The sequence below is a fragment of the Mesorhizobium sp. M0437 genome (assembly GCF_040321335.1).
In the GTDB taxonomy this organism is placed as follows: Bacteria; Pseudomonadota; Alphaproteobacteria; order Rhizobiales; family Rhizobiaceae; genus Mesorhizobium.
On the sequence record NZ_JAMYRK010000016.1, the window covers coordinates 66,331 to 90,650 of the forward strand.

Here is a 24,320-nt window from a genome sequence, read left to right on the forward strand (position 1 = left end):
CGCGGGCAGCTTTTGTCAGGAGCGTGTTCGGCCTTTGTTCTTTCCGCTTGCCCGTTCGCGCGAAAGGCGGTTAAACGCTTTGGTCGGGAGTTGTGGCGTCTCTCGAAAAGGCGGCGAAATTACCTACATAGGGGGTGGTCGGGAAAACCCGCCCATCCCGCGAATTCCAGATTCTGAGGCGGCGACCGGCGATGGCCGACCATAAATATCTCTCCATTCGCGGGGCACGCGAACACAATCTGAAGAATGTCGATCTCGACCTGCCGCGTGACAGCCTGATCGTCATGACCGGCCTGTCGGGGTCGGGCAAGTCGTCGCTTGCCTTCGACACCATCTACGCCGAGGGCCAGCGCCGCTATGTCGAGAGCCTTTCGGCCTATGCACGGCAATTCCTCGAAATGATGCAGAAGCCGGACGTCGACCAGATCGACGGCCTGTCGCCGGCCATCTCCATCGAGCAGAAGACCACCTCGAAAAACCCTCGTTCGACGGTCGGCACCGTCACCGAGATCTACGATTATATGCGGCTTTTGTTCGCCCGCGTCGGTGTACCCTATTCGCCGGCCACCGGCCTGCCGATCGAGAGCCAGACGGTCTCGCAGATGGTCGACCGGGTGCTTGCTGTCGAGGAAGGCACCCGGCTGTTCATTCTGGCGCCGATGGTGCGCGGCCGCAAAGGCGAGTACCGCAAGGAACTGCTGGAGCTGCAGAAGAAGGGTTTTCAGCGCGTCAAGGTCGATGGCGTCTTCTATGAGATCGCCGACGTGCCGGCGCTGGACAAGAAGTACAAGCACGACATCGACGTCGTCGTCGACCGCATCGTCGTGCGCGGCGATCTGGCGACGCGGCTCGCCGATTCCATCGAGACCGCGCTGAAGCTGGCCGACGGGCTGGCGGTGGCGGAATTTGCCGACAAGCCGCTCGACGCCAGCCAGACCGGCGAGGATTCGGTCAACAAATCGAAGAACGAGACGCATGAACGCATGCTGTTCTCGGAAAAGTTCGCCTGCCCGGTGTCCGGCTTCACCATTCCCGAGATCGAGCCCAGGCTGTTCTCCTTCAACAATCCGTTCGGCGCCTGCCCGACCTGCGACGGGCTCGGCAGCCAACGCGCCATCGACGCCAGCCTGGTCGTGCCCGACGAGAATGTCTCGCTGCGCGCCGGCGCCGTCAGCCCGTGGGCGAAGTCGACCTCGCCCTATTATGCGCAGACGCTGGAAGCGCTGGGCATTGCCTATGGCTTCAAGCTCGGCGACAAGTTCAAGGATTTGAGCGAGGAGGCAAGGCAAGCCGTCCTGCACGGCACCGGCGAGCGCGAAATCACCTTCCATTATGATGACGGTCTGCGCTCCTACAAAACGACGAAAACCTTCGAGGGCGTCATCCCCAATCTCGAGCGCCGCTGGAAGGAAACCGAATCCGCCTGGATGCGCGAGGAGATCGAGCGCTTCATGTCGGCCACGCCCTGCCCGGCCTGCCGCGGCTATCGGCTGAAGCCCGAGGCGCTCGCGGTCAAGATCGCCGGCAAGCACATTGGCGAGGTCACCGAGCTGTCCATCCGCAAGGCCGACCAGTGGTTCACCGATCTGCCCGCTTCGCTCAACGACAAGCAGAACGAGATTGCGGTGCGCGTGCTCAAGGAAATCCGGGAGCGGCTGCGCTTCCTCAACGATGTCGGTCTCGACTATTTGACGCTGTCGCGCAACTCCGGCACGCTTTCAGGCGGTGAGAGCCAGCGCATCCGTCTGGCGTCGCAGATCGGCTCCGGCCTGACCGGCGTACTTTACGTGCTGGACGAGCCGTCGATCGGTCTGCACCAGCGCGACAACGCCCGCCTGCTCGACACGCTGAAGCATCTGCGCGACATCGGCAACACGGTCATCGTCGTCGAGCATGACGAGGACGCCATCCTGCATGCCGACTACGTCGTCGATATCGGCCCGGCGGCCGGCATCCATGGCGGCCACATCATCGCCCAGGGCACGCCGCAGCAGATCATGGCGACGCCCGCTTCGATCACCGGCAAATACCTGTCGGGCGAGCTCGAAGTGGCGACGCCGGCAGCGCGGCGTGAGGCCAAGAAGAACCGCCGGCTGAAGGTCGTCGGCGCGCGCGGCAACAACCTGAAGAACGTCACCGCCGAAATCCCGCTCGGCACGTTTACCGCCGTCACCGGCGTATCCGGCGGCGGCAAGTCGACCTTCCTGATCGAGACCCTGTTCAAGGCGGCGTCGCGCCGCATCATGGGCTCGCGCGAGCATCCGGCCGAGCACGACCGCATCGAGGGGTTGGAATTCCTCGACAAGGTCATCGACATCGACCAGTCGCCGATCGGGCGCACCCCGCGCTCCAACCCCGCCACCTATACCGGCGCCTTCACGCCGATCCGCGACTGGTTCGCCGGCCTGCCGGAGGCCAAGGCGCGCGGCTACCAGCCGGGCCGCTTCTCGTTCAACGTCAAGGGCGGCCGCTGCGAGGCTTGCCAGGGCGACGGCGTCATCAAGATCGAGATGCATTTCCTGCCCGACGTCTATGTCACCTGCGACGTCTGCCACGGCAAGCGCTACAACCGCGAGACGCTCGACGTCCTGTTCAAGGGCAAATCAATCGCCGACGTTCTCGACATGACGGTCGAGGAAGGCGTCGATTTCTTCGCCGCCGTGCCCGGCGTGCGCGACAAGCTGGAGACGCTGAAACGGGTCGGCCTCGGCTACATCCATGTTGGCCAGCAGGCAACGACTTTGTCGGGCGGCGAGGCGCAGCGCATCAAGCTTGCCAAGGAACTGTCGCGCAAGGCGACCGGCAAGACGCTCTACATTCTCGATGAGCCAACCACCGGCCTGCATTTCCACGACGTCGCCAAGCTGCTTGAAGTGCTGCACGAGCTGGTCGACCAGGGCAACACGGTCGTCGTCATCGAGCACAATCTAGAGGTGATCAAGACCGCTGACTGGGTGCTCGATCTTGGCCCCGAAGGTGGCGACGGCGGCGGCGAGCTGGTAGCGTCCGGCACGCCGGAGGACATCGTCCGCGAAAAACGCAGCTATACCGGCCAGTTCTTGAGGGAATTGCTGGAGCGGCGCCCCGGAGGCAAGCGCGAAGCGGCGGAGTGATGGCAAAGAACGGTCTCATCACGGTCCAAAGCCGCTTCGGCGTGGCCGAGACGATCGATCGCCTGGTCGGGACTGTGGAAGGTGCAGGATTGCTGGTCTTCGCCCGCATTGACCACGCCGCCGGTGCGCGCAGTGTCGAAGCTTCCCTGCGTCCGACCCAGCTTCTGATTTTTGGCAACCCGAAAGGCGGGACGCCGCTGATGCAGGACCGGCAGCTTGCCGGCATCGATCTGCCGGTCAAGGCACTGGCTTGGGAGGATAAGCAAGGCAAGGTCTGGCTCTCCTACAATGACGCGCACTGGCTCGCTGAGCGCCACGGCTTGGGCGACGCCAGTCGCAATGCCGTCGCCGCGATAGCGGCCGGCATGGACAAGGTGATTGCGGCCGCTGCCGGCGCGGGCCAGTTTTGATCATGAGAGCCGCTCGGGCCGATGATCTCCCCACGGTGATCTCGCTCACCACCGACGCCTACGCGCCCTACACTGCCCTGCTCGGCGCACCGCCGATCCCTGTCACCGAGGACTACGCGCCGCGCATAGAACGCGGCGAGGTCTGGCTTTCGGAGCAGGACGGACAGCCGGCCGGCTTGATCGTTCTCGAACGACATGCGGACCATACAATGATCTTCAGCGTCGCCGTTGCGCCCGCCTTTCAGGGCAAGGGTTTCGGCATCGGGCTGCTCGACTGGGCCGAGCAACAGACGCGCCTGTGGAGCTTGCCGGAAATCCGACTCTACACCAATGCCAGAATGGAACGGAACGTTTCGTTGTATAAGGCCTACGGCTTTCGCGAAACGGGTCGCCGGCCCAATCCATATCGGCCAGGATGGACGGTCGTCGACATGGCGAAAGCCGTCGAGACGACCGCCATCGCGTGATCCTTTTCTGCAAACCGGGAGGACGACCATGACTCAATCAGGAACAATCCGCGCCGGCATGGGCGGCTGGACCTTCGAGCCGTGGGACACGTCCTTCTACCCGGACAAATTGTCGAAGGCCAAGCAACTGCATTATGCCAGCCGGCAGGTGCTCACTATCGAGGTCAACGGCACCTATTATTCGAGCTTCAAGGAGCCGACCTTCGTCAAATGGGCCAACGAGGCGCCGGATGGTTTCGTCTATTCGCTGAAGGGCAACCGCTTCGTCACCAACCGCCGCGTGCTCGGCGAGGCCGGGGAATCGATCATGCGCTTCCTCGGGTCGGGCGTCGCGGCACTTGGCGACAAGCTCGGGCCGATCCTGTGGCAGTTCGCGCCGACCAAGAAATTCGACCCGGACGATTTCGAGGCCTTCCTCAAGCTGTTGCCGGAAAAGCAGGACGGCGTTGCGCTGCGCCACGCGGTCGAGGTGCGCAACGACAGCTTCATCGTGCCGGAGTTCGCCGCCTTGGCGCGAAAGCACAAGGCCGCCATCGTCTATGCCGACCACGCCAAATATCCGGGGATTGCCGACGTTACCGGCGATTTCATCTATGCGCGGCTGCAGACCGGCAGCGACGACAATCCCGATTGCTATACGCCAAAGGCGCTCGACGAATGGGCGGCGCGCGCAAAAACCTGGGCGGAAGGCAAGGTGCCGGCCGACCTGTCGCGCGCCGATCCTTCAACCGACGCGCCGGTCAAGCCACGCGATGTGTTCGTCTACTTCATCACCGAGGGCAAGGTCCGCGCTCCATTCGGCGCCATCGCGCTGATGAAGCGGGTCGCAGGCTGACGCCCCGCTGTCGGTGGTCCGCCTGGCTTGGTCCTAAACTACCGGCTATGCGGCGCGTTCGTCCGGACGCCGATCAACCCTGACGATCTCGTTAAAGGCATCGAGATCGACATAGAAGACCTTGGTGATCTCCGCGATGAGTTCGTCGTGGTCATACCCCTGCGATTTCAGAATGTTGATGGCTGTCAGGATGTCGACGCGCTCCGTGAGCCGTCGTTTCTGGTAGTCCTCGACATAGCGCTCCATTGACTGGCCCTGGCTCCCAAGCACCCGAAATGTTGGACGACAACAGATCGCTGGAAGGGCTTGCGCGCAAGCGTGCGGACGCAGCCGCGCCTTCCCCTGATCTGCCAAGTTGAAACTGCTACGGAAAGCGGCCGACTCACCAAGGCCAAGCAAAATCTAGCACGCAATCTGCAGCGCGCCAGAGTTGCAAAGTAATGGAATCAATAAGAATTCAGACAGTCAGGAATTTGCGGACGTCCGCCCGGTCGAGATCCTCGGCGGGGCCGGTATGGACGATCTGACCGCGGTCCATGATGTTGACCTCGTCGGCCAATTCCCGGCAGAAGTCGAGATATTGTTCGACCAGAAGCACGGCGATACCGGCCTGGTCGCGCAGATAGCGGATGGCGCGGCCGATGTCCTTGATGATCGACGGCTGGATGCCTTCGGTCGGCTCGTCGAGCACCAGCAGCTTCGGCCGCATCACCAGCGCCCTGCCGATGGCAAGCTGCTGCTGCTGGCCGCCGGAAAGATCGCCGCCGCGGCGCGCGAGCATCTGCTTCAGCACCGGAAACAATTCGAAGACGTGACCGGGAATGTTGCGATCGGCGCGCTTCAACGGCGCAAAACCCGATTCGAGGTTTTCCCGCACCGTAAGCAGCGGAAATATCTCCCTGCCCTGCGGCACGAATGCGATGCCCGACCGGGCGCGATCATACGCCGCGCTCCGGTCGAGCGCCTTCCCCTCGAAGGCAACGCTTCCGCTCGTCAGCCGGTGATGGCCGACGATCGATCTCATCAAACTGGTCTTGCCGACGCCGTTGCGGCCGAGCACGCAGGTGATCTTGCCGGCGCCGGCCTTCAGCGAGACGCCGCGCAGCGCCTGGGCAGCGCCGTAGTGCAGCGTGGCATTGGAGACTTCGAGCATGGTCAGCGCTTTCTCCAACGCGTGAAGAACGAAAGGTCGAAATGATGGAACGGAACGCGCCAGACCATGTTCATCTCCCCAGATAGACTTCGACGACGCGCTCGTCGGCCGAAACGAAGTCGAGGCTGCCCTCGGAAAGCACCGAGCCTTCGTGCAGGCAGGTAACCTTGACGCCGAGCTCGCGCACGAAATGCATGTCGTGCTCGACGACGATGACCGAATGGTCGCGCGCGATATCCCTGAGCAGCCGCGCGGTTTCCTCGGTCTCGGCGTCGGTCATGCCGGCAACCGGTTCGTCGACCAGCAGCAGCTTCGGATCCTGCGCCAGAAGCATGCCGATCTCGAGCCATTGCTTTTGGCCGTGGCTCAGATTGGCGGCGAGTTCGTCACGCTTGTCGCCAAGCCGGATGATGCCGAGGATGTCGTCGATCTGCCGCACGTCCGCGGCCGAGCGACGATGGAACAGTGCCGGGAAGATCGAGCGCGGGCCTTTCAGCGCCAGCATCAGATTGTCCTCGATCGTGTGGCTTTCGAAGACGGTCGGCTTCTGGAATTTACGGCCGATGCCCATCATGGCGATTTCGGCCTCGTCGTGTTTGGTTAGGTCGACCTCACCGTTGAAGAAAACTTCACCCGCGTCGGGCCGCGTCTTGCCGGTGACGATGTCCATCATCGTCGTCTTTCCGGCGCCGTTGGGGCCGATGATCGCCCGCATCTCGCCCTTGTCGAGCACCAGCGAAAGGTTGTTGATGGCGCGAAACCCGTCGAAGGAAACCGACACGCCGTCGAGATAGAGGATGGTGTTGCTCTTCGACATCAGGCCATCACTCCGCCGGCTGCGGTTCGGCGCCGGAGGCCGACCAGTCGCCCGGCCTTCTCGCCGCCGAGCGGTCGGTTTTCGGCGGCACCGGCGCATCGGGATCGATGCCGACTTCCTCGGCAACCGAGGCCGCCCGCAGCGCCTTGGCGTTGCCGCGCCAGGAATCCCACATGCCGATGATGCCCTTGGGCAGGAACAGCGTGACGGCGACAAACAGTCCGCCCAGCGCAAACAGCCAGAATTCCGGCAGCACGCCGGTGAACCAGGATTTACCGGCATTGACCAGAAGCGCGCCGATGATCGGCCCGACGATGGTGCCGCGCCCGCCGACGGCCGCCCACACCACCACCTCGATCGAATTGGACGGCTCGAATTCGCCAGGGTTGATGATGCCGACCTGCGGCACGTAAAGCGCACCGGCGATGCCGGCCATCACCGCCGACACGGTGAAGGCGAACAGTTTGACGTTCTCCGCCCGCCAGCCGAGAAAGCGCGTGCGGCTCTCGGCATCGCGCACCGCCATTAAAAGCTTGCCGTACTTGGAACCGACGATTGCCCAGGTGACGAAGACGGCAAACGCCAGCATGACGGCGCTGGCCGCGAACAGCGCCGACCGCGTCATGTCGGCCTGCACGTTGAACCCTAGAATGTCCTTGAAATCAGTCAGGCCGTTATTGCCGCCGAAACCCATGTCGTTGCGGAAAAACGCAAGCAGCAGCGCATAGGTCATCGCCTGGGTGATGATCGACAGGTAGACGCCGGTGACGCGGCTGCGGAAGGCAAACCAGCCGAAGACGAAGGCGAGCAGGCCGGGCACCGCAAGCACCATGATCGCGGCAAACCAGAAATGGTCGAAACCATACCAGAACCATGGCAATTCCTTGTAGTTAAGGAACACCATGAAATCCGGCAGCAGCGGATTGCCGTAGACGCCGCGCGAGCCGATCTGGCGCATCAGATACATGCCCATCGCATAGCCGCCGAGTGCGAAGAAGGCGCCGTGGCCGAGCGAGAGGATGCCGCAATAGCCCCAGACGAGATCGAGCGCCAAGGCGAGCAGTGCGTAGCAGAGGTATTTGCCGGTGAGCGCGACGATATAGGACGGCACGTAAAACGCACTTGTCGGCGAGACCGCAAGATTGAGCAGCGGCACGACGATTGCAACCGCCAGCAGGATGAAGATGGTGATGGCGACGCGGCGGTCGGCGCCGGCGGCAAAGAAGCGTCCCGTGATCATGCTTCCACCGACCGGCCCTTTAGCGCGAACAGACCGCGCGGCCGTTTCTGGATGAACAGGATGATCAGCACCAGGACGACGATCTTGCCGAGCACTGCTCCGGCATAAGGTTCGAGGAACTTGTTGACGATGCCGAGCGAGAAAGCGCCGACCAGCGTGCCCCAAAGATTGCCGACACCGCCGAAAACGACGACCATGAAGCTGTCGATGATGTAGCCGCGGCCGAGATTGGGCGAGACGTTGTCGATCTGGCTGAGCGCGACACCGGCGATGCCGGCAATGCCGGAGCCGAGTGCAAACGTCAGGGCGTCCACCCACGGCGTCCTGATGCCCATCGAGGCAGCCATGCGGCGATTGGCGGTGACGGCACGCATCTGCAGCCCCCAGGGCGTGCGTTTCATCACGTAGAGCAGCACCGCGAACACGCCGAGCGCGAATACCAGGATCCAGAGTCGGTTCCAGGTCACGGCAAGCTGGCCGATATTGAACGAGCCGGACATCCAGGACGGGTTGCCTACCTCCTGGTTGGTCGGTCCGAACATGGTGCGTACGGCCTGCTGCAGGATCAGCGACACACCCCATGTCGCCAGCAGGGTTTCCAGCGGCCGACCGTAGAGGTAGCGGATCAGCCCGCGCTCGATGACAAGGCCGACGAGCGCCGCCACCAGGAAGGCCAGCGGCAGGGCGATGACCAGCGACCAGTCGAACAGGCCGGGAAAGGAATTGCGGATAACCTCCTGCACGACGAAGGTCGTGTAGGCGCCGAGCATGACCATCTCGCCATGCGCCATGTTGATGACGCCCATGACGCCGAAAGTGATGGCAAGGCCAATCGCCGCCAGCAGCAGCACCGATCCAAGCGATATGCCATACCAGATATTCTGGCCGGCATCCCACAGCGCCAGCGTCGAATTGATGTTGGCGATCGCAGCCGTCGCCGCGTCCTTCACCGCACCTTCGGAACTGGCCTCTACCGACGTGAGCAGCGACACCGCATCGCGGTCGCCGCGCGCACCGATGAGCGCGATCGCGCCCAGTTTGTCGGTCTCCGGCCTGTCGGAAACGAGAATCGACGCGGCGCGGGCCTGTTCTAGCAGCGCCTTGACGCTTGCCACGCTCTCATTTGCGATCGCGGTGTCGAGCGGCTCGATGTTTGCCGCGTCCGGCGTCTTGAACATTGTGTCGGCGGCGGCAATGCGCACGGCCGGATCCTTGGAGCCAAGCGTCAGTGTGCCCAGCGCGTCGCGGATAACGCGGCGCAGCGTGTTGTTGACCTTGATCTTGGTGATGTCGGCCTTGGCAGCTTCGCCCGATCTTTCGCCGGTAAGCGCATCGAGCAGCTCGATGCCGTCGCCGCTCTCCTTGCCGACAAAGACCAGTGAATCGGCCTTGCGCACGTAAAGGCTGCCCTCCGCAAGCGCGGCAAGCGGCCGTTCTACGGCCGGATCGCCGGAAGCCGCAAGCTCCCGCACCACGGCTTCTATCGCCGGAAAATTGGCGGCGGTAGCGAATTTGGCGATGACCACGCGCAGATCTGCTTCGCTGGCGTTCGACGGCAGCAGCATCCCCAGGAGAAGGAGCAGCATCAGGCCAATCGCGCGGATCAGGATCATTGGTTTCTGGTGGCTCTTGAAGATTGAATGTCGCCTCCGGGCAGGCTGGAGGAGGAGCCTGCCCGGAGGCTTGCGGGTCTGGGAGGACAGACCGGGAGGATCAGTTGGTTCCCTTGCCGCCGCATTTGCCGGTGGCAACGTTGAAGTTGCCGCAGGACAGAGGCGCGCGCCAATCGGAGATCAGGTCCTTGGAGTCAGGCAGATAGTCGGACCACTCGTCGCCCATCACCAGGCCGGGCGTCTGCGAGACGGTTTCGAACTGGCCGTCGGCCTGGATTTCGCCGATCAGCACCGGCTTGGTGATGTGATGGTTCGGCATCATCGTCGAATAACCGCCGGTCAGGTTCGGCACCGAGACGCCGACCATGGCGTCGATGACCTTGTCCGGATCGGTGGTGCCGGCCTTCTCGACCGCCTTCACCCACATGTTGAAGCCGATATAATGGGCTTCCATCGGGTCGTTGGTGGTGCGCTTGTCGTTCTTGATGAATTTGTGCCAGTCGGCGATGAACTTCGCGTTCTCGGGCGTGTCGACGCTCTCGAAATAGTTCCAGGCGGCGAGATGGCCGACCAGCGGCGCAGTGTCCAGACCGGCAAGCTCTTCCTCGCCGACCGAGAAGGCCATGACCGGGATGTCCTCGGCCTTGATGCCCTGGTTGCCGAGCTCCTTGTAGAACGGCACGTTGGCGTCGCCATTGACGGTCGAGACCACGGCGGTCTTCTTGCCGGCCGAGCCGAACTTCTTGATCGCCGAAACTTCGGTCTGCCAGTCGGAGAAGCCGAACGGCGTGTAGTTGACCATGATGTCTTCCGCAGCGACGCCCTTGGCCTTCAGATAGGCCTCGAGGATTTTGTTGGTGGTGCGCGGGTAGACGTAGTCGGTGCCTTCGAGAACCCAGCGCTTCACCGAACCGCCGTCCTCGCTCATCAGATAGTCGACCGCGGGAATGGCTTGCTGGTTCGGCGCCGCACCGGTGTAGAACACGTTGCGTTCGCTCTCCTCGCCCTCATACTGGACGGGATAGAAAAGGATGTTGTCGAGTTCGCTGAACACCGGCAGCACCGATTTGCGCGACACCGAGGTCCAGCAGCCGAACACCGCCGCGACCTTGTCCTTGGAGATCAGCTCGCGCGCCTTTTCGGCGAACAGCGGCCAGTTGGAAGCCGGATCGACGACCACCGCCTCGAGCTTCTTGCCGAGCAGGCCACCCTTGGCATTCTGCTCTTCGATGAGCATCAGCATGGCGTCCTTCAGCGTCGTCTCCGAGATCGCCATGGTTCCCGACAGCGAATGGAGGATGCCGACCTTGATGGTGTCGTCGGCCGCCTTGGCGGGAACGCTCATCAGCAGGCCGGCGGTGACCACGCCGGCCGAAAACATTTTTGTTATTGTCGAGAAACTGCCCCTCATACTTTTAAACTCCCAAGCTGGTTAACTGCATCGGAACAGACCATGCAACGGCTGTGCCAATCACCGGCGAAAGATCGGAGGGTTTGAGATTTCCCAGCCCTGTCAGTCGGTTAATGTATTAGCCGCAGGAGATGAACCTCGCCTGCCAGGTTTGAAATGAGAAAAGATCACTCGTATCAGCCTAAGTTTTACTCATATACAGGCCAATGCCCGAATTTTGAGCAGCATCATATGAGCGCTGGCGAGGATTGCAGCGCCGCAGCGAAATGGGGCAAATTCGAACCCTTAAACGAGCGACGCCATGGCCTTCCGAACGTCTTGCATTTTCATCACCATGCTTCTGCTGGCGACGACGACCGTAGCGCGCGCCGGCTTCAGCGACGGCAAGCTGCCGGACGGCTCCTATCATTGCGAAGTCTATCTGCTGGGCATGTTCCTCAGCCTCGGCGACATTACCATCAAGGGAAACGTCTATAGCGGTCCGGTTAGCTTCGGCACCGCGCCGCAGAGTTATAACTACCAGATGGATGCAGACGGGGTGATTACCTGGCTGGGTCCGCTGGGCGGCTACACCAGCGGTGGCAACTCGATCTCGCTTACGCAAGCGACGCTGGAAAGCGGAACCACCCCGTCCTTCGACATCATCATGAAGCAGCCAGACGGCGCCTTTACCGCCTCGACCTGCACGAAGCGTTGAAAAGGAACCTGGCGAGGTTCCGTACTCCGAAGTAGAAGCCGCCTAGCTCTCCGCTGCCATGTCGAGCGCCAGCCGGGTCATATCGGTGAAAAGCCCCTGGCGTTCGGAATAGTCGGTCTGCTCGCCGGTTGCCACATTGTCGACGACGGTCAGGATGGACAGCGCCCGGGCGCCGAAATCGGCCGCAATGCGGTAGAGTGCGCTGGTTTCCATATCCACGGCGAGCGCCCCCTGTGCCTGTGCTTCGGCAAAGCGTTCGCGCCCCAGCGGATGATAAAAAATATCGCTGCAGATCGTCAGTCCGGCCCGATGGTCGATGCCGAGTTCCGAAGCGCGGGCCAACGCCTGGGCCAACAATGCAGGATCGGGGCCGGCATCGGCACGATAGAGACCAAAAACCTGGCCGCTCTCCGCATTTTCGCCGCGCACCGATTGTGCGATCACCAGGCTGCGCAGCGCCATCTCGGCGGTCAGGCCACCGCAGGTGCCGGTGCGGATCAACGTTTTCGCACCGTAGAAGTCCAGCAGCTCGTGCACGTAGACCAGGAATGACGGGACGCCGATGCCGGTGGACTGGATGCTGACAGGCTTGCCGCGAAACAACCCGGTAAAGCCGAGCGCGCCGCGGCGGCGGTTGACGCAGCGCGGCGCTTCCAGAAAGGTCTCCGCCATCCATTCAGCGCGCTGCGGGTCGCCCGGCAGCAGCACCGTGCTTGCGTAGTCGCCTTTGCTAGCCTCGTTGTGTGGCGTCACGGCATGCTTTCCAAAACCCGTCGCCCGTTTCGCCTGTAATCATGGCAGTCTCACGACATTGCGCAAGCGGAGCGTTGGAAGGGTCAGGATTCCAGCATGTCCTTTACGATCGTGGCCAATTGCTTGAGCGAAAACGGCTTCGGCAAGAAGCCGAAATGCGCGTCGGCCGGCAAGTTCTTGGCGAACGCGTCTTCGGCATAGCCGGACACGAAGATAAACTTGATGTCGGGCTGCCGTTTGCGCAATTCGCCAAGCAGCGTCGGACCATCCATTTCCGGCATCACCACGTCCGACACCACGACGTCGACCTTGCCGCCGAGCGCTTCGTAGACTTCAAGCGCCTCGACGCCCGACGACGCCTCGTGGACGGTGTAGCCGCGCGATTTCAGCGCCCGCATGCCGCCCATGCGCACGGCGTCCTCGTCCTCGACCAGCAGCACCGTGGCCGAGCCCGACAGATCCTTGGCTGAGTCGGCGATCTTGGCAGGAGCGGCCGGCACTTCTCCAGCCTCGCCCGCCTTCCTTGCCTCCGCAATGTGCCGCGGCAGGAAGATGCGGAACACGGATCCCTTGCCAACTTCGGAATCGCAGAAGATGAAGCCGCCTGTCTGCTTGATGATGCCATAGACCATGGACAGGCCGAGGCCAGTTCCCTTGCCAACCTCCTTTGTCGTGAAGAAGGGCTCGAAGATCTTTTTCAGCACATCAGGCGCGATACCACTGCCGCTGTCCTCGACCTCGACCAGCACATAGTCGGCCGGAGTAAGTTCGCGGTAGGAAAAGGTCTTGCATTCCCCGGCGCTGACGTTGCGGGTGCGCACCGTGAGGTCGCCGCCGGCCGGCATTGCATCGCGCGCATTGACCACCAGATTGACCACCACTTGCTCGAACTGCCCGATATCGACCCTGACCGGCCACAGGTCGCGGCCATGGTCGATCTTGAGCTTGATATCGTTGCCGACCAGCCGGGCAAGCAGCATTCTGAGATCGGCGAGCACGTCGGTCAGGTTGAGCACCTCCGGCCGCAGCGTCTGCTTGCGCGAGAAGGCCAGCAACTGCCGCACCAGCGAGGCCGCCCGGTTGGCATTCTGCTTGATGTTCATGATGTCCGGGAATGACGGATCGGACGGCCGGTGGTTGGTCAACAGCAGGTCCGAGGCCATGATGATGGCGGTCAGCACATTGTTGAAATCATGCGCGATGCCGCCGGCGAGTTGGCCGACCGCCTGCATCTTCTGGCTCTGCGCCATCTGGCCCTCGAGGGCCTTTTGCTCAGTAGTCTCCACGGCATAGACGATGGCCGATTCCTCGGCGCCCTCGCCACCGGTACCGTCTGCGACCGCGTTGACGTAGAAGCGTATGTGGCGCTCCTCATTGCCGGGCAGCACCGTATCGATCGGCTCGATGTCAGCCTGTTGCTGGCGTGCCTTTTCAAAGGCCGCGGCGAAAGCCGGCCGGTCGCGCTCGTGGATCACCGTATCCAGCCGCACACGCCGATCGACCGCGTCGCGGTCGACGACCGAGGAAAACAGCGACAGGAATGGCGCATTGGTGCGCAGGATGCGGCCGGCATGGTCGACGCCGGCTATCGCCATCGGCGTCGAGTTGAAGAACCGCGTGAAGCGTATTTCCGATGCGCGGAGGTCGGCCGAAGCGTCCTCGCCTTGCGTCCGGTTGAGCACGATGGTGCGAGTCGGGCCGTTGAGCCCCTCTCGGCTGGCCGAGACACGATGCATGAAGCGCACCGGCAGCGCCTCGCCGGTCATCGTCGTCAGATCGAGGTCGATAACGGCATTGCGCGTGGTACCAGCGTCGGCCTTGACCGAACGGACCAGCGCCATGCCGTCCCCGGCGACGATCTCCGGCAGCGTGATGGCGCCGGGAGTGAAGCTGGCCAGGTCGATGCCCAGCCACTCCGCAAGAGTCGCGTTGATATAGGTGACGCGGCCTTCCTGGTCGGCCGAAAAGAAACCGGCCGGCGCATGGTCGAGGTGATCGATCGCCTTTTGGAGGTCGAGAAAGAACCGCTCCTGCTCGGCCCGTTCCCGCGAGATATCGGCAAGCTGCCAGGCAAGCATGGGCAGCCGCTGGCCGGGAACGCTGAAGGCGCGAGCCCGAACGCGGTACCAGCGCGCGCCCGGTTCGGCGCCTGGCCGAATGGACTGCGCGAGCCGAAACTCGCCGTCGCCCGGCTGGCCGTCCCGCAGGCCGGACGCCAGCCGGTATATGGTCACCGAGGCCTCGGGAACGTCTGAAAGCAAACCTTCGACGGTCTTGAGGTCGGCGGCCGACTCGGCACCCGTCATATCGGCATAGGTCCGGTTGGCGTAGATGATACGGCCTTTGGTGTCGGTGACCAGGAGACCTTGCGACATCGAATCGACGAAAGCTTTCGACAGTTCGTCGCTTGTCGAGCGCGGCGTGATGTGCACGAAGCCGATCGCAGTGGCGAATAGAAAGCCGACGCCGATCATCGCCAGCACGCCAAGCATGCCAAGCAGGAATGGATCGCCAAGGCGCTCGCGGAAAAGGCCGAAGACGATCGCTGCCCCAGTCAGGACGACGATGAAGACGATGAGCCGGGTGACCGCTCCCGGTCGCGTGTTCTGGTCGACGATAGGTACCGGATAGAAATCGCCGCGCGCTTCCTTGGCCATGTGCCCCCTGCTCGTGAATTCCGGTGTCGGTTGAATCATATTCTCAGGGTTGGGAAAAGGCCCGGCTGCAGATGTCCGCTAAAAATGACGCCGTTCGGCTCCCGGCGTTTCAAGCTGTTCACGAAGCGTGAAAGGCAACTTGCGGTGGCCTGCCGCAACAGTCTAGTGTCGCTTCTCTTCGAAAGCTGATTTTGGGGGAACCAATGCTGCAATGGCTGGATGGCGTGGCGGGTCCTGGTTATGCCGCAGCAATCCTATGGACGTTTGCAGTACTTGTCCTTCTGCTCATCATTCTTCTTATCATCAGGCTGATCCGCAGCCTGACGTTCGGGACATTCGTCGCCGGCGGCAGGAACCGCAAGACGCGGCTGGCTGTCATGGATGCCACAGCGGTCGACAGTCACCGGCGGCTGGTGCTGGTGCGCCGTGACGATATCGAGCACCTGCTCTTGATCGGTGGTCCGACCGACGTCGTCGTCGAGCGCGACATCAGGCTCTCGGCGTTGCGGCGCCCGGCATTGACCGGAGACAACGGCCACCAGCCGGCAGCAAGGTCTGCTTCGACCACAGCCGCGCCGGTGAGGCAAGCGCCACCGCAGCCGGCAAGCGTAACCGCGACCCCTGTCCGAGCCCGCCAGACGGCGACGATGCCGGCAACAATGCCGGCGCCGGCGCCGAAACCGGCATCGAACGTCACGCCGTTGCCAAGTTATGGATCCGTCAACGCCAGTGCCTCGCGGCATGCGCAGCCGCCGGCAAGACAGGACTCCCCGGCAAGATACGAGCCGCCGGCACAGCACGAGTCGATTGACGATGCGCTGATGAAGGAGCTGGAGGTTTCCCTTGACGAGCCACGCTTCAGCCAAACGCCGAGCAAGCCGGTGGCGAAGGCATCACCCTCTCTCGACGACGAGATGACGAAGCTCCTCGGCGAGTTGTCCAATCAGAAAAGATAGGCCGATAGCGAACGGCCAATGAAAATGGCCGGAAAACCGGCCATTGTGAACGCTTTACCGATGCCGCTGTTTTCCCGGCGACTCAGTCGTCGCGGTAGACCTTCTCGCGCCGCTCATGGCGCTCCTGTGCCTCGATCGACAAGGTGGCGATCGGGCGCGCGTCGAGCCGCTTCAGCGCGATCGGCTCGCCCGTCTCCTCGCAATAACCGTAAGTGCCTTCGTCAAGGCGCTGGAGGGCCGAATCGATCTTGGAGATGAGTTTTCGCTGGCGATCGCGGGCGCGAAGTTCGATGGCGCGGTCGGTTTCTGAGGAGGCGCGATCGGCGAGGTCGGGGTGGTTGGCGTTTTCCTGCTGCAGGATTTCGAGAGTTTCGCGCGCTTCGCGCAAGATGTCGTTCTTCCAGGTGACGAGCTTCATGCGAAAGTAGGATTTCTGCCGCTCGTTCATGAACGGCTCGTCTTCGGAGGGTACGTAATCGGCGGTAACGATGTCGTTCATTCGACTCACCCAACAAACCCCAAATTTGGCGCCTATATATTCGCGGACCGAAAGCTGCACAAGGTCAATCGACGACAGTTTCACGCAATTGTTAGTCTCGGACAAAACGGCATCGGCGATGCCCTTTTTGCGAAGAATACGACCGAATCCGTACATGATTCGCTATGCTTGAGGGGCGCTTGCCATTGCGCACGGAGCTCTTCTGATGGCAAATCCTGCGGCGTGCTGACGGGTTCGGTGCCCGGCACAACGGGGATCCGGTGACCAGACTGTACCTGCTGAGGCATGCGAAGGCCGGCTGGGCGCTGCCTGGCGTGGCTGACTTCGACCGCCCGCTCGATCCATCCGGCTTCGCCGATGCCGAAGCGATGGGCGTCCTGATGCGTTCCCGCAAATACGCACCGGCCCTCACCCTTTGCTCAAGCGCCAAGCGCGCACGCCAGACGCTGGAAAGCCTGGCTGGCCACACCGACACGGGCCGGGTGCTGTTCTGTGACACCCTCTACAGCGACGATGCCGCCGCGTACCTCACTGCCATCCGGCAGAATGGCGGGCTGGATGCCTTGCTCGTCATCGGCCACAATCCGATGATTGAGGATCTCGCCATGGCGCTCTCGGGCGACGGCGACGAGACCGCGCGGGCCATGCTGAACCACGGCTTCCCGACCTCCGCACTTGCGGTGGTCCGGTTCAACGGCAGACTTGCCGAGGCTGCGCCAGGCACCGGCTATCTCGAAGCCTTCCTGACGCCTGCCGATATCTGAGGCCATTTCAAAGCCGCGCATCAAAGCCTATATCGGATCCTGACCGGCCCGCGAGAACAGATTTGCCATCAGCGCTGACGACTTTTACCGACGAGGCGAAGATTGCCTTGGATACATTGTCAGGCCGCGCTGCCGGGCTTTTCGCTCCGTCACTGCGTCTTGGCGTGACCGGGCTGTCCCGCGCCGGCAAGACGGTGTTCATCTCGTCCCTTGTGCACAATCTCGTCCATGGCGGACGCTTGCCGCTGTTTGAGGCACAAAAATCGGGGCGCATCGCCAGGGCTTTTCTCGAAGAGCAGCCGGACGACGCGGTCCCACGCTTCCAGTACGAGGATCACATCGCAGCTCTTGTCGACGATCGCGTCTGGCCGGATTCGACGCGTGCGATTTCCGAACTGAGGCTCACCATCGAATACGAATCGGCCTCTGGCTGGAGCCGCATGTTTTCCGCCGGCAAATTGTCGGTCGACATCGTCGATTATCCCGGCGAATGGCTGCTCGACCTGCCGCTGCTCGGCAAGTCCTACGCCGATTTTTCGCGTGAGGCCTTCGAGATGGCCGTGTTGGCGGTGCGTGTCGACCTTTCGCGGGAATGGCGGGCGCTCTCCGATCCGGTCGACCCCAACGCCGAGGCCGACGAGATGACGGCGCGCCGTCTCGCTGAGAGCTTCGCGGCCTATCTCAAGGCCTGCAAACTCGACGAGCGGGCGCTTTCGACCTTGCCGCCCGGCCGCTTCCTGATGCCTGGCGATCTTGAAGGCTCGCCCGCTCTCACCTTCGCGCCGCTGCCGAATCTGGGCGGCCGGCGCGCCCGCTCGGGATCGCTGCAGGCTATGATGGAGCGGCGCTACGAGGCTTACAAGACGCATGTCGTCAAACCGTTCTTTCGCGAACACATCACGCGTCTCGACCGCCAGATCGTGCTCATCGACGCATTGCAGGCATTGAATGCCGGCCCCGGTGCGATGGCCGATCTGGAGCGCGCGGTCACCGAAATTCTGTCCTGTTTCCGGCCCGGCCGGGGCAATTTCCTGACCGACCTGTTTTCGAGGCGTATCGACCGTATATTGGTGGCCGCGACCAAGGCCGACCATCTGCACCACGAAAGCCACGACCGGCTGCAGGCGATCGTGCGGCGGCTAGCCGACCGAGCCGTGGCGCGGGCGAATTTCACCGGCGCCGACGTCGACGTCGTCGCTTTGGCTGCCATGCGCGCGACCCGGGAAGGCACGGTCAAGCAGGACCGCGAGACTTTGCCGGTCATTATCGGCACGCCATTGCGCGGCGAAAACATCGATGGCGAAACCTTTGACGGAAAGACCGAAACAGCCATATTTCCCGGTGATTTGCCGGAGAAAGTTGATGCGGTGTTCGACGTTTCCGAATCGACCCGCCGGCAGAACAATGACGACCCCGCGATCCGCTTCGTGCGCTTTCGCCCGCCGAAACTCGAGCGCACCGCCGAGGGCGTGACGCTGTCGCTGCCACATATCAGGCTCGACCGCGCGCTGCAGTTCCTGATCGGAGATCATCTCGCATGAGTGCGCCCCGCAGACCGGCGGCCTTTCGCATAGAGCCGGAGCCCCAGCAGAAGGAAGACTCGACGGCTCACCATGCTCCGTCCGAGACCGCGCCGGCGCGAAAGCCGCGTACCGTGACGGCGGATCTTGCCGTGGTCACACCGGCGGAGACCGACGTCTTCGACGAGCCTGATATCGTCGTTGCCGAACCGCCGCCGGCGATTGCGCCGCGAAAACGTTCGCTGCTTGGCAGCCTGTTCTTCGGCGCGCTGGGCGTTCTGGTTTCGCTCGCCGTCGGCCTCTGGACCGACCAGCTGATTCGCGATCTGTTCGAGCGCGCCGAGTGGCTGGGCTGGCTGGCTGCCGCTATGGCCGCGATCGCCATCCTGGCGCTTCTGATCATCCTCGTGCGCGAATTCATGGCGATTGCCCGCCTTGCCGAGGTCGAAAAGTTGCAGAAGCGGGCGCTCGATGCGATTGCCCGTGACGATCCGAAGGCCGCCCGCGCCGTGGCCGACGAGTTGTCGGTCTTTGTCTCGGCCAAGCCTGAAACCGCGGCCGGCAGGCGCTCGCTGGCCGAATTGCGCGGCGAGATCATTGACGGCGGCAATCTGGTGCGGCTGGCCGAGACCGAGATACTCGGCCCGCTCGATGCCCGCGCCAGGGTGATGATCCTCGAAGCGGCGAAGCGCGTCTCCCTGGTGACCGCGGTCAGCCCCCGCGCGCTGGTCGACGTCGCTTATGTCGTGTTCGAAGCCGGCCGGTTGATTCGCCGGCTGTCGGAGCTTTATGGCGGCCGCCCCGGCACGCTTGGCTTTTTTCGCCTGGCGCGCAGCGTTCTGGCCCATCTCGCGGTCACCGGGTCGATCGCCGTCGGCGACAGTTTCGTCCAGCAGATCGTCGGCCACGGCCTTGCCGCCCGGCTCTCGGCCAAGCTCGGCGAAGGCGTCGTCAACGGCATGATGACTGCGCGCATCGGCATTGCAGCGATGGAAACCGCAAGGCCCCTGCCCTTTTGCGCGGTCAGGCGGCCCGGATTGGGCGATTTCCTCTCCGCGCTGACCTCCTTTGCAGCAAAGAAAGAAAAAGAAACATCCGCTTCCGGAACGTGACTATTGCCTTGGGGTGACAAAGCATTAACCAATCTTGTCCATGGTCGGAAGCGTCCAAACCAGTCTCTTTGTTGCCGGGTGTCGTCGATGAAAAGCGTTATTCTGTCCAGCGGGCTGCCCGTGGCGCTCGCGCTTGTCGCAACCGTCGGCATTGCCGGAAAGACCTCGGCGGCGGAACCGGACAAGCAGTTCTTTCGGTCGGTCGAAGGCAAATGGGTCGGCCCCGGGGAAATCGTTGCCGGCAAATACAAGGGCACGAAATTCACCTGCAGCTTCATCGGCTCGACGCCTGACGGCAAGGTCGGCATGTCGCTCGACGGCGGCTGTCGGGTAGGCATGTTCACCCAGCAGATGTCGGCAACGATCGAACACAAGGGCCGGCAGGGCTACAAGGGCAGCTTTATGGGCGGGGCCGCCGGCTCCGGCCTCGACATTATCGGCGGCAATGTCGTCGATGCGCACAAGGTGGTTTTCACCATCAATCGCAATCAGTTGCGCGGCGTGATGCAGGCGCTTGTCCCCGACGACAATTCGATGACAGTGACCGTTGCCGTGCGCGTCGACCAGCAGCTGGTCCCGGTCATCGGCATGAAGCTGAAGCGGATCGATGCAGTCGAGGTCGGCTCCATAACTCCGAACTGACTTTCAGCGTGAGAAGGGCGGCGGCCAAACGGCGCCGCCCTCTTTTGATTTGCAAATAAATGCTCAGCCTTTGATCGCGGCAATCACCTCGTCATAGGCCTTGCAGGCCTCGGCTGCTGTCGTGCCGCCCTGATACTTGGTTGTCACCGCCTGAAAGGGCCGCGACTTGATCGTCGCTCGCCCTTCACTGGCCGAAGCCGGGTCCTTAGCGCCGGATTGCTGGAACAAGCAACGCGCGGGAGCCCATTATCCTGTTCAGTGCGCCTGCAATATCGCCTTCACAACGCGCCGGATTCGCACTGTTCGATCCGCCCCGAAGCCCCTATCTTGGCCGCTTGTTGCAAGAGAGCGGAACGGCAGGCATGGCGGCAGAGGCATCAAACGGCGATCTGATCCAGGTGGTGGCGCTGCTTGCCGCCGGCGTCGTTGCGGTGCCGATCTTCAGGCGTATCGGACTTGGCTCCATCCTCGGCTATTTGACGGCCGGCGTCGTGATCGGTCCGTTCGGGCTGCGCATTTTTTCCGAATCGGAAGCCATTCTTCATGTCGCCGAACTCGGCGTCGTCATGTTCCTGTTCATTATCGGGCTGGAGATGCAGCCGTCACGGCTATGGGGCATGCGCCGCGAGATCTTCGGGCTTGGCGCGCTGCAGGTCGGCGTCTGCGCGGTCCTGCTGACCGGCGTCGGCCTGGCGGGAGGTTTCCCGATCGCGCAATCCTTCGTCGCCGGCGCCGGTTTCGTACTCACCTCGACGGCAATCGTCATGCAATTGCTGGAAGAACGCGGCGACCTGGCCACGCCCAAGGGCCAGCGCATCGTCTCGGTCCTGCTTTTGGAAGACCTGGCCATCGTGCCGCTGCTGGCGCTGATCGCCTTCCTCGCGCCGGGCGGCGCCGACATGAGCCTGTCGGATCGGTTGACGGAGGTCGGCATCGGCCTTGCCGCGATCGTCGGGCTGGTGCTTGCAGGACGCTATCTGCTCAATCCGTTCTTCCGTATCCTGGCGGATGCGCGCGCCCGTGAGGTGATGACCGCAGCCGCCCTTCTGGTCGTGCTCGGGTCGGCGCTCGCCATGCAGCTTTCCGGCCTGTCGATGGCGATGGGCGCCTTCCTGGCCGGCGTGCTTTTGTCGGAATCGACCTTCCGCCATCAGCTGGAGGCGGACATCGAACCGTTCCGTGGCATTCTGCTCGGACTGTTCTTCCTCGCCGTCGGCATGTCGCTCGACCTGCATGTGGTCGTCGTCAACTGGCAGCTCATTGCCATCTATGTCGTCGCCTACATGATGATGAAGGCGATCGGCATCTATATCGTCGCCCGCATTCTCAAAACCGGCCACCGGGAAGCGCTCGAGCGCGCGGTCTTCATGGCGCAAGGCGGCGAATTCGCCTTCGTCCTCTATTCCGCAGCGGCGGCTGTCGGTATCATCGATAGCCAGGCCAATGCGATGCTGACCGCCATCGTCATCATTTCCATGGTGCTGACGCCCTTAGCGATCATAGCATTGCGGTATCTGACGCCACGCGACGAGCAGTCGCTTGAAGGCGTCGATGTCGCCGAAGGCCTGACCGGCAGCGTGCTGATCATCGGCTTTGGCCGGTTCGGCCAGATCGCCAGCCAGCCGCTTTTGTTGCGCGGGATTGATGTGTCGATCATCGACAATGAGGTCGAGATGATCCAGGCGGCGGCCGATTTCGGCTTCAAGGTCTATTACGGCGACGGCACGCGGCTGGACATTCTGCGTGCCGCGGGAGCCGGGCGCGCACGCGCCGTGCTGATCTGCGTTGACAAGCCCGATGCCGCCGTGCGCATCGCCGAGCTCATCAAGGCGGAGTTTCCATTGCTGACGGTGCTGGCGCGGGCTTTCGACCGCGGCACGGCATTGCAGCTCATTCGTGCCGGCGTCGACTATCAGCTCCGCGAGACGTTCGAATCGGCGCTTGTCTTCGGCGGCTCGACACTGGAAGCTCTCGGCGTCGATCCGGAAGAGGTCGCCGAGGTAGTCGAGGACGTCCGCCGCCGCGATGCTGCCCGTTTCGAACTTCAACAGGCAGAAGGCATCCGCGCCGGGCGGCGCTTCCTCAAAGGCAATATCGGCACCCCCATCCCGACGCCGCTCAGCACGCCACGGCGCGTGGGCCAGGCGCTCAACGAGGAGACCGCCGGCGTGCTGCAGAAATCCGAACCGGCCGATTAAACGTTGGAAAGACGCGAATGATGAACGAACTGGACGACCGCGCTGTCTCCATCACCAGATTCTGGCGCGATGCCGGGGAGGACGCGTGGTTCGAGAAGAACGACGCCTTTGATGCCGACTTCCGCACCCGGTTTCTCGATCTGCACTTTGCCGCCGCCCGCCGCGAATGCGACGGCTGGTCCGAACACGCCGAAGGGTCGCTGGCACTGATGATCCTGCTCGACCAGTTTCCGCGAAACTGCTTTCGCGCCACCGGCCACATGTACGCCACGGACCCGCTGGCGCGGCATTTCGCCGGGAAAGCGATCGCTGCCGGCCATGACCTGGCACTCGACGAAGAGCTCCGCGTTTTTCTCTATCTGCCCTATGAGCATTCGGAGGACCTCGCCGATCAGCTCAAATCGGTAGAGCTTACCGCCGCCAAAGCCCCGATCTATCTGAAATATGCGATCGAGCATCGCGACATCATCCAGCGCTTCGGCCGCTTTCCGCATCGAAACAGGATGCTTGGCCGCGAGACGACACCGGACGAACAAATGTTCCTCGACGGAGGTGGGTTCTCCGGCTGATTTCAGGCACCGATGGCGACAGCATCAGGTTTTCCACCAATCCCGGCCTGACGCCAGCCGTTCAATGCCCGATGTGTCGACGGCGGCCAGCCGCTCCGATACGCTCTTGCCGTCGACCACAAGCTCCGGCGCAATTTCTGCCAGCGGCGCCAGCACGAAGGCGCGCTCCAGCATGCGCGGATGCGGCACCTCCAGTCCGGTCTCGTGGATGATGCGGTCGCCGAACACCAGAATGTCGATATCGATCAGGCGTGGACCCCAGCGCTCCTCGCGCACCCGCTTCAGTTTTCGCTCGGCGTCGAGGCAAAGGTCGAGCAAGGCCCGCGGCGCGAGCGCGGTCGAGATTCCGGCCGCCGCGTTGAGGAAATCCGGCTGATCGAGCTTGCCCCAGGGCGGCGTGCGGTAGAGCGACGAAACGGCAACGACGCGTGTTCTCTCGTTGGCATCCAGAATGCCCAGTGCCGCAGCCATCGACTTCGCCGGATCACCGAGATTGCCGCCAAGGCTGAGATAGACGGTGTTGTTGTTGTTACTATTCTGGCCAGACAACGGTCACCTCGACATGATCGAGCACACCCGGCACCGGGGCGTTCGGCTTGCGCACGGTGATCTCGGCCTTCTTGATCTGCGGAAACCGCGCCGTCAGCGCCCTCGCCACTTCGAGCGCCAGCGCTTCGATCAGAAAGCGCCGTTCGCCGGTAATGATCTTCTCGATGACCGCAAAGGCGATGCCGTAATTGACGGTGTCCTCGATGGAATCCTCGACCAGCGCCCGCCCGGGATCCACCATGAGTGCCGCATCGACATAAAAGCGCTGGCCGAGCGTCTCTTCTTCGTCCAGCACACCGTGCCGGGCAAAGAAGGCGCAGTTCTTCATGCGGATGACATACATGG

Annotated in this window: 24 protein-coding genes; 12 read left to right on the forward strand and 12 right to left on the reverse strand. The window is 62.8% G+C overall.

Annotation, left to right across the window (positions count from 1 at the left end):
* Window positions 1-191 precede the first annotated feature (191 nt).
* From uvrA to NKI72_RS12955, 4 genes are read left to right on the forward strand one after another with little or no spacing between them, the layout of a single operon-like run.
* Window positions 192-3,113, forward strand: coding sequence for an excinuclease ABC subunit UvrA (gene uvrA / locus NKI72_RS12940; protein ID WP_352833101.1), 2,922 nt, complete (start codon window positions 192-194; stop codon window positions 3,111-3,113).
* Window positions 3,113-3,523 carry a DUF302 domain-containing protein gene (locus NKI72_RS12945; RefSeq protein WP_352448755.1) on the forward strand — a complete coding sequence of 137 codons (411 nt, stop codon included), beginning with the start codon at window positions 3,113-3,115 and terminating at the stop codon, window positions 3,521-3,523. The genes uvrA and NKI72_RS12945 overlap by 1 nt, the downstream gene beginning before the upstream one ends.
* Window positions 3,520-3,990, forward strand: coding sequence for a GNAT family N-acetyltransferase (locus tag NKI72_RS12950; protein WP_352833104.1), 471 nt, complete (start codon window positions 3,520-3,522; stop codon window positions 3,988-3,990). Before NKI72_RS12945 ends, NKI72_RS12950 begins: the two co-directional genes overlap by 4 nt.
* Before the next feature lie 28 nt (window positions 3,991-4,018).
* A complete protein-coding gene (locus NKI72_RS12955; protein WP_023674858.1) occupies window positions 4,019-4,825 on the forward strand; it encodes a DUF72 domain-containing protein in 807 nt (268 codons plus the stop codon).
* A gap of 45 nt (window positions 4,826-4,870) precedes the next feature.
* Here NKI72_RS12955 and NKI72_RS12960 read toward each other — a convergent pair whose 3' ends face one another.
* The 6 genes from NKI72_RS12960 to urtA all read right to left on the reverse strand — a co-directional run bounded on the left by NKI72_RS12960 (window position 4,871) and on the right by urtA (window position 11,059).
* Window positions 4,871-5,071 (reverse strand): hypothetical protein, encoded by a 201-nt coding sequence (locus NKI72_RS12960; RefSeq protein ID WP_023674857.1) that lies wholly within the window; start codon window positions 5,069-5,071, stop codon window positions 4,871-4,873.
* A gap of 211 nt (window positions 5,072-5,282) precedes the next feature.
* Window positions 5,283-5,978 (reverse strand): urea ABC transporter ATP-binding subunit UrtE, encoded by a 696-nt coding sequence (urtE, locus tag NKI72_RS12965; RefSeq protein WP_126041867.1) that lies wholly within the window; start codon window positions 5,976-5,978, stop codon window positions 5,283-5,285.
* 70 nt (window positions 5,979-6,048) lie between these two features.
* Entirely contained in the window at window positions 6,049-6,795 is a 747-nt protein-coding gene (urtD, locus tag NKI72_RS12970) for an urea ABC transporter ATP-binding protein UrtD (protein ID WP_023674855.1), read from the reverse strand.
* A gap of 7 nt (window positions 6,796-6,802) precedes the next feature.
* Window positions 6,803-8,035, reverse strand: coding sequence for an urea ABC transporter permease subunit UrtC (gene urtC, locus NKI72_RS12975; RefSeq protein ID WP_352455696.1), 1,233 nt, complete (start codon window positions 8,033-8,035; stop codon window positions 6,803-6,805).
* Window positions 8,032-9,648: an urea ABC transporter permease subunit UrtB gene (gene urtB, locus NKI72_RS12980; protein ID WP_352816657.1), complete on the reverse strand. Its 1,617-nt coding sequence runs from the start codon at window positions 9,646-9,648 to the stop codon at window positions 8,032-8,034. The genes urtC and urtB overlap by 4 nt, the downstream gene beginning before the upstream one ends.
* Before the next feature lie 100 nt (window positions 9,649-9,748).
* Window positions 9,749-11,059, reverse strand: a complete 1,311-nt coding sequence (gene urtA / locus NKI72_RS12985) for an urea ABC transporter substrate-binding protein (protein WP_352455694.1) — start codon at window positions 11,057-11,059, stop codon at window positions 9,749-9,751.
* A 301-nt stretch (window positions 11,060-11,360) separates the two neighbouring features.
* Between urtA and NKI72_RS12990 the strand changes: the two genes are divergently transcribed.
* On the forward strand, window positions 11,361-11,756 hold the full coding sequence (locus tag NKI72_RS12990; protein WP_352502497.1) for a hypothetical protein: 396 nt from the start codon (window positions 11,361-11,363) through the stop codon (window positions 11,754-11,756).
* A gap of 42 nt (window positions 11,757-11,798) precedes the next feature.
* Here NKI72_RS12990 and NKI72_RS12995 read toward each other — a convergent pair whose 3' ends face one another.
* Both NKI72_RS12995 and cckA read right to left on the reverse strand, forming a co-directional pair.
* Entirely contained in the window at window positions 11,799-12,509 is a 711-nt protein-coding gene (locus NKI72_RS12995; RefSeq protein ID WP_352502496.1) for a purine-nucleoside phosphorylase, read from the reverse strand.
* A gap of 83 nt (window positions 12,510-12,592) precedes the next feature.
* Entirely contained in the window at window positions 12,593-15,166 is a 2,574-nt protein-coding gene (cckA, locus tag NKI72_RS13000; protein WP_352742617.1) for a cell cycle histidine kinase CckA, read from the reverse strand.
* A 203-nt stretch (window positions 15,167-15,369) separates the two neighbouring features.
* Here cckA and NKI72_RS13005 point away from each other — a divergent pair, with 203 nt between their 5' ends.
* The gene (locus NKI72_RS13005; RefSeq protein ID WP_352502494.1) at window positions 15,370-16,122 is read left to right on the forward strand and encodes a hypothetical protein; all 753 of its coding nucleotides are present in this window, start codon (window positions 15,370-15,372) and stop codon (window positions 16,120-16,122) included.
* A gap of 82 nt (window positions 16,123-16,204) precedes the next feature.
* Here the strand turns inward: NKI72_RS13005 and dksA are convergent, their stop codons facing one another.
* Window positions 16,205-16,621, reverse strand: coding sequence for an RNA polymerase-binding protein DksA (gene dksA, locus NKI72_RS13010; protein ID WP_023674847.1), 417 nt, complete (start codon window positions 16,619-16,621; stop codon window positions 16,205-16,207).
* 260 nt (window positions 16,622-16,881) lie between these two features.
* On the opposite strand from dksA, the gene NKI72_RS13015 reads away from it, so the two are divergent.
* The 4 genes from NKI72_RS13015 (at window position 16,882) to NKI72_RS13030 (ending at window position 20,659) form a co-directional block, all read left to right on the forward strand.
* A complete protein-coding gene (locus NKI72_RS13015; RefSeq protein ID WP_352471715.1) occupies window positions 16,882-17,385 on the forward strand; it encodes a SixA phosphatase family protein in 504 nt (167 codons plus the stop codon).
* Window positions 17,386-17,447: 62 nt separating this feature from the next.
* Window positions 17,448-18,926 carry a YcjX family GTP-binding protein gene (locus NKI72_RS13020; protein ID WP_352833110.1) on the forward strand — a complete coding sequence of 493 codons (1,479 nt, stop codon included), beginning with the start codon at window positions 17,448-17,450 and terminating at the stop codon, window positions 18,924-18,926.
* A complete protein-coding gene (locus tag NKI72_RS13025) occupies window positions 18,923-20,017 on the forward strand; it encodes a YcjF family protein (protein ID WP_352833113.1) in 1,095 nt (364 codons plus the stop codon). Before NKI72_RS13020 ends, NKI72_RS13025 begins: the two co-directional genes overlap by 4 nt.
* Window positions 20,018-20,104: 87 nt before the next feature.
* Entirely contained in the window at window positions 20,105-20,659 is a 555-nt protein-coding gene (locus NKI72_RS13030; protein WP_023674843.1) for a hypothetical protein, read from the forward strand.
* A gap of 63 nt (window positions 20,660-20,722) precedes the next feature.
* Here NKI72_RS13030 and NKI72_RS13035 read toward each other — a convergent pair whose 3' ends face one another.
* Window positions 20,723-20,887 (reverse strand): hypothetical protein, encoded by a 165-nt coding sequence (locus NKI72_RS13035; protein WP_352540610.1) that lies wholly within the window; start codon window positions 20,885-20,887, stop codon window positions 20,723-20,725.
* A gap of 134 nt (window positions 20,888-21,021) precedes the next feature.
* On the opposite strand from NKI72_RS13035, the gene NKI72_RS13040 reads away from it, so the two are divergent.
* A complete protein-coding gene (locus tag NKI72_RS13040) occupies window positions 21,022-22,857 on the forward strand; it encodes a monovalent cation:proton antiporter-2 (CPA2) family protein (protein WP_352682898.1) in 1,836 nt (611 codons plus the stop codon).
* Between the two features lie 20 nt (window positions 22,858-22,877).
* The gene (locus NKI72_RS13045; RefSeq protein WP_352471797.1) at window positions 22,878-23,426 is read left to right on the forward strand and encodes a DUF924 family protein; all 549 of its coding nucleotides are present in this window, start codon (window positions 22,878-22,880) and stop codon (window positions 23,424-23,426) included.
* Window positions 23,427-23,450: 24 nt separating this feature from the next.
* Here NKI72_RS13045 and folK read toward each other — a convergent pair whose 3' ends face one another.
* The gene (gene folK / locus NKI72_RS13050; protein ID WP_352833116.1) at window positions 23,451-23,975 is read right to left on the reverse strand and encodes a 2-amino-4-hydroxy-6-hydroxymethyldihydropteridine diphosphokinase; all 525 of its coding nucleotides are present in this window, start codon (window positions 23,973-23,975) and stop codon (window positions 23,451-23,453) included.
* On the reverse strand, window positions 23,959-24,318 hold the full coding sequence (folB, locus tag NKI72_RS13055; protein ID WP_352471721.1) for a dihydroneopterin aldolase: 360 nt from the start codon (window positions 24,316-24,318) through the stop codon (window positions 23,959-23,961). The genes folK and folB overlap by 17 nt, the downstream gene beginning before the upstream one ends.
* Window positions 24,319-24,320 lie beyond the last annotated feature (2 nt).

Excerpts from the sequence above, each read along its gene's own strand:
- urtE (WP_126041867.1), bottom strand. The coding sequence starts at position 5,978 with ATGCTCGAAGTCTCCAATGCCACGCTGCACTACGGCGCTGCCCAGGCG.
- NKI72_RS12990 (WP_352502497.1), top strand. The coding sequence starts at position 11,361 with ATGGCCTTCCGAACGTCTTGCATTTTCATCACCATGCTTCTGCTGGCG.
- NKI72_RS13030 (WP_023674843.1), top strand. The coding sequence starts at position 20,105 with ATGAAAAGCGTTATTCTGTCCAGCGGGCTGCCCGTGGCGCTCGCGCTT.
- NKI72_RS13005 (WP_352502494.1), top strand. The coding sequence starts at position 15,370 with ATGCTGCAATGGCTGGATGGCGTGGCGGGTCCTGGTTATGCCGCAGCA.
- urtA (WP_352455694.1), bottom strand. The coding sequence starts at position 11,059 with ATGAGGGGCAGTTTCTCGACAATAACAAAAATGTTTTCGGCCGGCGTG.
- NKI72_RS12955 (WP_023674858.1), top strand. The coding sequence starts at position 4,019 with ATGACTCAATCAGGAACAATCCGCGCCGGCATGGGCGGCTGGACCTTC.
- NKI72_RS13025 (WP_352833113.1), top strand. The coding sequence starts at position 18,923 with ATGAGTGCGCCCCGCAGACCGGCGGCCTTTCGCATAGAGCCGGAGCCC.
- uvrA (WP_352833101.1), top strand. The coding sequence starts at position 192 with ATGGCCGACCATAAATATCTCTCCATTCGCGGGGCACGCGAACACAAT.
- NKI72_RS13040 (WP_352682898.1), top strand. The coding sequence starts at position 21,022 with ATGGCGGCAGAGGCATCAAACGGCGATCTGATCCAGGTGGTGGCGCTG.
- dksA (WP_023674847.1), bottom strand. The coding sequence starts at position 16,621 with ATGAACGACATCGTTACCGCCGATTACGTACCCTCCGAAGACGAGCCG.
- cckA (WP_352742617.1), bottom strand. The coding sequence starts at position 15,166 with ATGGCCAAGGAAGCGCGCGGCGATTTCTATCCGGTACCTATCGTCGAC.
- urtB (WP_352816657.1), bottom strand. The coding sequence starts at position 9,648 with ATGATCCTGATCCGCGCGATTGGCCTGATGCTGCTCCTTCTCCTGGGG.
- NKI72_RS13045 (WP_352471797.1), top strand. The coding sequence starts at position 22,878 with ATGAACGAACTGGACGACCGCGCTGTCTCCATCACCAGATTCTGGCGC.
- urtC (WP_352455696.1), bottom strand. The coding sequence starts at position 8,035 with ATGATCACGGGACGCTTCTTTGCCGCCGGCGCCGACCGCCGCGTCGCC.
- NKI72_RS12945 (WP_352448755.1), top strand. The coding sequence starts at position 3,113 with ATGGCAAAGAACGGTCTCATCACGGTCCAAAGCCGCTTCGGCGTGGCC.
- folB (WP_352471721.1), bottom strand. The coding sequence starts at position 24,318 with ATGTATGTCATCCGCATGAAGAACTGCGCCTTCTTTGCCCGGCACGGT.
- urtD (WP_023674855.1), bottom strand. The coding sequence starts at position 6,795 with ATGTCGAAGAGCAACACCATCCTCTATCTCGACGGCGTGTCGGTTTCC.
- NKI72_RS12960 (WP_023674857.1), bottom strand. The coding sequence starts at position 5,071 with ATGGAGCGCTATGTCGAGGACTACCAGAAACGACGGCTCACGGAGCGC.